5 protein-coding genes are annotated in these 5,589 nt (G+C 70.6%); 1 reads left to right on the forward strand and 4 read right to left on the reverse strand.

What is annotated here, in order from left to right:
• Positions 1–35: 35 nt before the first annotated feature.
• The 4 genes from ACFWY6_RS43710 to ACFWY6_RS43725 all read right to left on the reverse strand — a co-directional run bounded on the left by ACFWY6_RS43710 (position 36) and on the right by ACFWY6_RS43725 (position 3,967).
• Positions 36–1,565: a GntP family permease gene (locus tag ACFWY6_RS43710; RefSeq protein WP_384702972.1), complete on the reverse strand. Its 1,530-nt coding sequence runs from the start codon at positions 1,563–1,565 to the stop codon at positions 36–38.
• 124 nt (positions 1,566–1,689) lie between these two features.
• Entirely contained in the window at positions 1,690–2,100 is a 411-nt protein-coding gene (locus tag ACFWY6_RS43715; RefSeq protein ID WP_384702975.1) for a RidA family protein, read from the reverse strand.
• A gap of 8 nt (positions 2,101–2,108) precedes the next feature.
• Positions 2,109–2,867, reverse strand: coding sequence for an IclR family transcriptional regulator (locus tag ACFWY6_RS43720; protein WP_384702978.1), 759 nt, complete (start codon positions 2,865–2,867; stop codon positions 2,109–2,111).
• On the reverse strand, positions 2,864–3,967 hold the full coding sequence (locus ACFWY6_RS43725; RefSeq protein WP_384702981.1) for a sugar kinase: 1,104 nt from the start codon (positions 3,965–3,967) through the stop codon (positions 2,864–2,866). The genes ACFWY6_RS43720 and ACFWY6_RS43725 overlap by 4 nt, the downstream gene beginning before the upstream one ends.
• A 139-nt stretch (positions 3,968–4,106) precedes the next feature.
• Between ACFWY6_RS43725 and ACFWY6_RS43730 the strand changes: the two genes are divergently transcribed.
• The gene (locus ACFWY6_RS43730) at positions 4,107–5,429 is read left to right on the forward strand and encodes an amino acid deaminase (protein WP_384702984.1); all 1,323 of its coding nucleotides are present in this window, start codon (positions 4,107–4,109) and stop codon (positions 5,427–5,429) included.
• Positions 5,430–5,589 lie beyond the last annotated feature (160 nt).

The raw sequence follows: 5,589 nt of genomic DNA on the forward strand, positions 1-5,589 counted from the left end.
GCTCCCCCCCCCCTACACGTAGACCGCTGAAACCGCTACACAAACAGAATCACCACACCCGCCACCACGAAGCCCGCCACCGAAAGCACCGACTCCAGGACCGTCCACGTCTTCAGCGTGTCCCGCTCCGAGATGCCGAAGTACTTCGCCACCATCCAGAAGCCCCCGTCATTGACGTGCGAGGCGAAGATCGAACCCGCCGAGATCGCCATGATGACCAGGGCGACGAAGGCCTGGGAGTGGTCGCCCTCGGAGAGGAGGGGGGCCACGATGCCGGCCGTCGTGACGATCGCGACCGTCGCCGAGCCCTGGGCCACGCGCAGGACCAGGGAGAGCAGGTAGGCGAGGACGATGATCGGCAGGCCGACGTCCTGGAAGGTGTCCGAGAGGGCCGCGGCCACGCCGCTCGCCTTGAGGACCGCGCCGAAGATGCCGCCGGCGCCGACCACCAGGAGGATGTTGCCGACCGGCTTGAGCGATGAAGTCGACACCGTTTCAAGGGACTTGCGGGACCAGCCGCGGCGGATGCCCAGCAGGTAGTACGCCATCAGGAGCGCGATCGTCAGGGCGACGAAGGGGCTGCCGAAGAACTCGATGACGCTGCGGAACGAATGGGGTATCCCCTGCTCGGAGCCTGTCGAAGAGCTTGGGGAAGGGTCGAAGGCGATCGACGAGAAGGTCGCGAGGAGGATCAGGAGCAGCGGCGTACCGATGATCGCGAAGACCGTGGCAAGCGGCACCGGCTTCTCGCGCGGCTCGACGCCGGCGGCGCGCTGCTCGGCGACGACCGCGGCCTTCGCCTCGTCGGCGGCCTCGACCATGTCCTGCGGGACGGGGACGAAGATGCGCTTGCCGACCCAGGCGGAGAAGACCCAGGCGGCGAGGACGGCCGGGATGCCGCAGACGATGCCCATCAGGATGACCCAGCCGAGGTCCACGTGGAGCAGACCGGCCGCCGCCACCGGGCCCGGGTGCGGGGGCAGGAAGGCGTGGGTCATCGACAGACCCGCGAGGAGGGGGAGGCAGTAGAGCAGGATCGACTTGCCGCTGCGCTTGGCCGCCGCGTAGACGATGGGGGCCAGGACGAAGATGCCTACGTCGAAGAAGACGGGGACGCCGAAGATCAGGCCCGTCAGGCCCATGGCGAGGGGCGCCCGCTTCTCGCCGAACATGCCGAGCAGGCGGGAGGCCAACACCTCGGCGCCGCCCGAGACTTCGAGGATCGCGCCGAGCATCGTGCCGAGGCCGATGATGATCGCCACATGGCCGAGGATGCCGCCCATGCCCGACTCGATGACCGAGACGGCGTCGGACTTCTGGACGGTGCCGAAGAGTTCGGTGACGGAGAGGCCGGCCGAGAGGCCGACGACTATGGAGACCGCGAGCAGCGCCACGAAGGGCTGCAGCCTGACCTTGATGATCAGGAAGAGGAGAAGGACGATGCCGAGCGCGGCGACCGTGAGCAGGCCTGCCGTGCCGTCGATCAGGGTGAGGATGCCGCCGGTGTGAGGTGGCACCTCGGGGGCGGGGGCGGCCGCGAGCGCGGTGAAGGGGGACGGGGACATCGTTGACCTCGTAAGTGCATGGGGCTTTCGGGGCAGGGGGGATCGCGGCACGGCGCCCGTGGACTTGATGGGCGCCGCACCGTGACGACGAACGGCTTACTGGTGGGGGGTTGGTGACGCAGCGTCAGCTCAGGATGGCGAGCGCGTCGATCTCGATGAGCAGGCCCGCGGGGAGACCGACGTAGACCGTCGTACGGGCGGAGGCGGGGGCCTTGAGGCCCTGCTCCTCGAAGTACTCGTTGTAGATCTTGTTCATCTCGGCGAAGTGGTCGACGTCCGTGAGGTAGACGCGCATCATCATCACGTCGTCCCAGGTCGCGCCGCCCTCTTCGAGGATCGCCTTGACGTTGGCGAACGTCTGGAGGGTCTGCTCGCGCAGGGTCGGGCCCGCGGGGGTGGGGGCCTTGCCCTCCTCGGCCGGGAGGAAGCCGACCTGCCCTGCGACCTGAAGGATGTTGCCCTTCTTCACGCCGTGGGAGAACTTCGCGGGCGGAGTGGTGTGGGTGGCCGGGGTGAGTGCGATCTTCTCGGTCATGGTGGGGATCAGGCTTCCTTGAGGGGTGACTTTCCGGAGTACTCACGGCTGATGGCGTCCGCCGTACGGCGCACCAGCGGGAGCAGCGTGAGGAGTTCCTCGGCGGTGACGACGACGTTCGGCGCGGAGACCGACATGGCGGCGACGACCCGGCCGTCCGCACCGCGGATGGGGGCCCCGATGCAGTTGATGGACTCCTCGTGGCCACCGAGGTCGGTGGCCCAGCCCTGTTCGCGTACGGCGCCGAGCTCCTTGAGGAACGCGGCGGCGTTGGGTGTCGAACGGGACGTGTACGTGGGGTAGTCGAGCTTCTCCGCGATGGCGCGGCGCTCGGCTTCGGGGAAGTCGGCGATCAGGAGCTTGGCCACGGCGGCGACGGTGATGGCCACCGGCTTTCCGATGCGCGAGTACATCCGCACCGGGTAGCGGCTCTCGACCTTGTCGATGTAGAGGACTTCCTGCTCCTCGTAGACCGCGAGATGGACCGTGTGGCCGCACTTCTCGTTGAGCGCGAGGAGGTGGGGGTGGGCGATCTCGCGTACGTCGAGGTTCTCGACGGCCTCTTGGGCGAGCGCGAAGAGGCGGGCGCCCAGGCGGTAGCGCTGGTCGGACTGGCGGTAGACGAGGCCGTGCTCGTGGAGCGTGCGGAGCAGCCGCAGCGCGGTGGACTTGTGCACGTCGAGGCGTTCGGCGACCTGACCGAGGTCGGCGGGGCCTTCGGCGAGCAGCGGCAGGATGGACAGGGCGCGGTCGACGGTCTGGCTCATGACGTAAGTACCTCCTGCGCGGCCTCGTCGTCGGCTGCCGTCCAGCCGGGGCCGAGGTGCAGTCTCCCCCAGGCGGTGGCGTCGAGGGCGGCGAGCCGGTCGGCGTGGTCACGGGACGGTGGTGCGGCGAGGTCGCCGGGGACGGTGAGGGCGGCGGCGGCCATGAGGTGGCCGTGGCGCAGCCGCTGCCCGACGGGGAGCCCCCGCAACGTGGCGGAGAGGAACCCGGCGGCGAAGGCGTCCCCGGCCCCGACGGCCGCGACGACGTCGACGCTCGGCGCCGGCTCCTCGTACCGGGTGCCGTTGCCGCCGAACGCCACGGCGCCGTCGGCGCCCCGCTTGACGACGAGGAGCTGCGGCTCGGGCAGGGCGGCGCGGATCGCGTCGGGGCCGCCGGTGATGCCCCAGGCGTCGGCGGCCTCGTCCTCGCCGACGAAGACGAGGTCGGCCGCGCGCGCGAGGTCGAGCAGGACGCGGGGGTCCGCGCCCTGGCCGCCGGCCCACAGGCCCGGCCGGTAGTTGACGTCGAAGGAGACGCCGTCCGCCCGCGTGGCGGATGGGGTCTCCCCTGCTCGAGCGGAGCCGGGAGCTTGGGGAATCGTGAGCGCGCGCAGCAGGTCCAGGCAGTCCGCGGAGAGCGCGGCGGTGATGCCGGACAGGTGCAGGAGGTATCCGGAGCGCAGGGCGGCCTGGTCCGTGTTGGCCGTGGACATCGCGGAGGCGGCGGATCCGGCGCGGTAGTAGAGGACCTCGTGGGCGTCGGTCTCGCGGTCGTCGGCGGTGCGGAAGTAGATCCCGGTGGGGCGGTGCGGGTCGCGCCCGACGGCGGACGTGTCCACTCCATAACGGGCGATCGCCTCGACGAGATGGTCGCCGAAGCCGTCGGCGCCGACCCGGCTGACCCAGCGGGTGCGGTGGCCCGCGGCCGCGAGCGCGCAGACGACGTTGGACTCGGCGCCGCCGATTCCGCGATCGAAGGAGGGGACGTCGGCGAGGCGGCCTGCGCGGGTGGGCAGGAAGGTGACCATGGACTCGCCGAGCGCCACGACATCGACGGCACCGGTGCCGTCCGCGTAGCCCAGTTCTCCGTGTGCGGTCACTTTCGTCCCAACCCCTTGCTGCTCCTGATCGGCTTTCCGGATCCGTTGACCCGGCGTTGGCTCGGATGTTAGACAGCAGTAAGCGACATACGCAATGACCGTTGCATACCGCGCAACACACCATTTCAAGGAGGCGCACATGGCCGCCGACAACGCCGGCAACGCCGACAGCACCGTCGAAGGGCCCGCCCGACTGGCCGCGGAGCTGGACCGGCTCACCGAGGAGCGGGTCGACCACCGCTTCAAGGCGCTGCCGCCGGACGCGGACGGCCTGACGGTCGGCGAGCTCGCGGCCCAGCGCCGCAACCTCTTCACGGGCGGCTTCACCACGCCCGTCCTCGCGCTCTCCGCCGAGCGCCTCGAGCACAACCTCGCGCTGATGGAGACGTACTCGGAGCGGCACGGCCTCGCCTTCGCCCCGCACGGCAAGACGTCCATGGCGCCGCAGCTCTTCGCCCGGCAGCTGGAGCGCGGCGCGTGGGGCATCACGCTCGCCGTCCCGCACCAGGTGCGGGTCGCGCGCGCCTTCGGCATCGACCGGATCTTCCTCGCCAATGAGCTGGTGGACGCGGCGGCACTGCGCTGGCTCGCGGCGGAACTGGACTCCGACCCCTCCTTCCGCTTCATCTGTTACGTCGATTCCGTGGCCGGAGTGGCCCTGATGGACGCGGCGCTGCGCGAGGCGGGGGCCACGCGCCCCGTGGACGTCGTGGTGGAGCTCGCCGCGGGCGACGGCGCGCGGACCGGTGTGCGGACCGAGGCCGAGTGCTTCGACATCGCCAACGCCGTGGCGAGCGCGGACACGCTGCGGCTTGTGGGTGTCGCCGGGTACGAGGGCGAGGTGCCGGACGCGACGCCGGAGCGCGTGCACGCGTGGCTGCGCAGGCTCACGTCCCTCGCGGTCGAGCTCGACAAGGCGAACCGGTTCGCCGATCTCGACGAGGTCGTCGTCAGCGCGGGCGGCAGCGCGTGGTTCGACGCGGTGGCGGACGTGTTCGCCGAGATCCCCGAGCTGTCGGTGCCGGTGCTGAAGCTGCTCCGCTCGGGCGCGTACGTCTCGCACGACGACGGTCACTACCGCCACCTGACGCCGTTCAACCGCGTCCCGCAGGAGGGCACGCTGGAGCCCGCCTTCCGTCTGTGGGCGCAGGTGGTCTCCCGGCCCACGCCGGAGCAGGCGTTCGCCAACGCGGGCAAGCGGGACGCTGCGTACGACCTTGACCTGCCGGAGGCGCAGGTCGTCCGCCGGGACGGGGTGGAAGGGGCCGCGACCGGAATGACGATCACCGGCCTCTCGGACCAGCACGCGTGGATCCGGACGACTCCGGAGGGGGAACTCTCGGTGGGCGACTGGATCGGCATGGGCCTGTCGCACCCGTGCACGTCCTTCGACAAGTGGCAGCTGATCCCTCTGGTCGAGGCGGACGGAACGGTCACGGATTACATCCGCACGTACTTCTGACCTCCGGTCGGTTCTTCGGCCTCCGGCCGGTTCCTGCCTGAACCGCCCCGCCCCCGCGGATTTAGTGTTGGACGACCCCCCCCCCCCCCCCCCACACCACCCCCAACACAACCAACAACAACACGAACAACACCCCACACCACCCCCCCCCCGGGGGGGA

Origin of the sequence: Streptomyces sp. NPDC059037 (assembly GCF_042740015.1) — a bacterium.
GTDB lineage: Bacteria > Actinomycetota > Actinomycetes > Streptomycetales > Streptomycetaceae > Streptomyces.

Excerpts from the sequence above, each read along its gene's own strand:
- ACFWY6_RS43710 (WP_384702972.1), bottom strand. The coding sequence starts at position 1,565 with ATGTCCCCGTCCCCCTTCACCGCGCTCGCGGCCGCCCCCGCCCCCGAG.
- ACFWY6_RS43715 (WP_384702975.1), bottom strand. The coding sequence starts at position 2,100 with ATGACCGAGAAGATCGCACTCACCCCGGCCACCCACACCACTCCGCCC.
- ACFWY6_RS43720 (WP_384702978.1), bottom strand. The coding sequence starts at position 2,867 with ATGAGCCAGACCGTCGACCGCGCCCTGTCCATCCTGCCGCTGCTCGCC.
- ACFWY6_RS43730 (WP_384702984.1), top strand. The coding sequence starts at position 4,107 with ATGGCCGCCGACAACGCCGGCAACGCCGACAGCACCGTCGAAGGGCCC.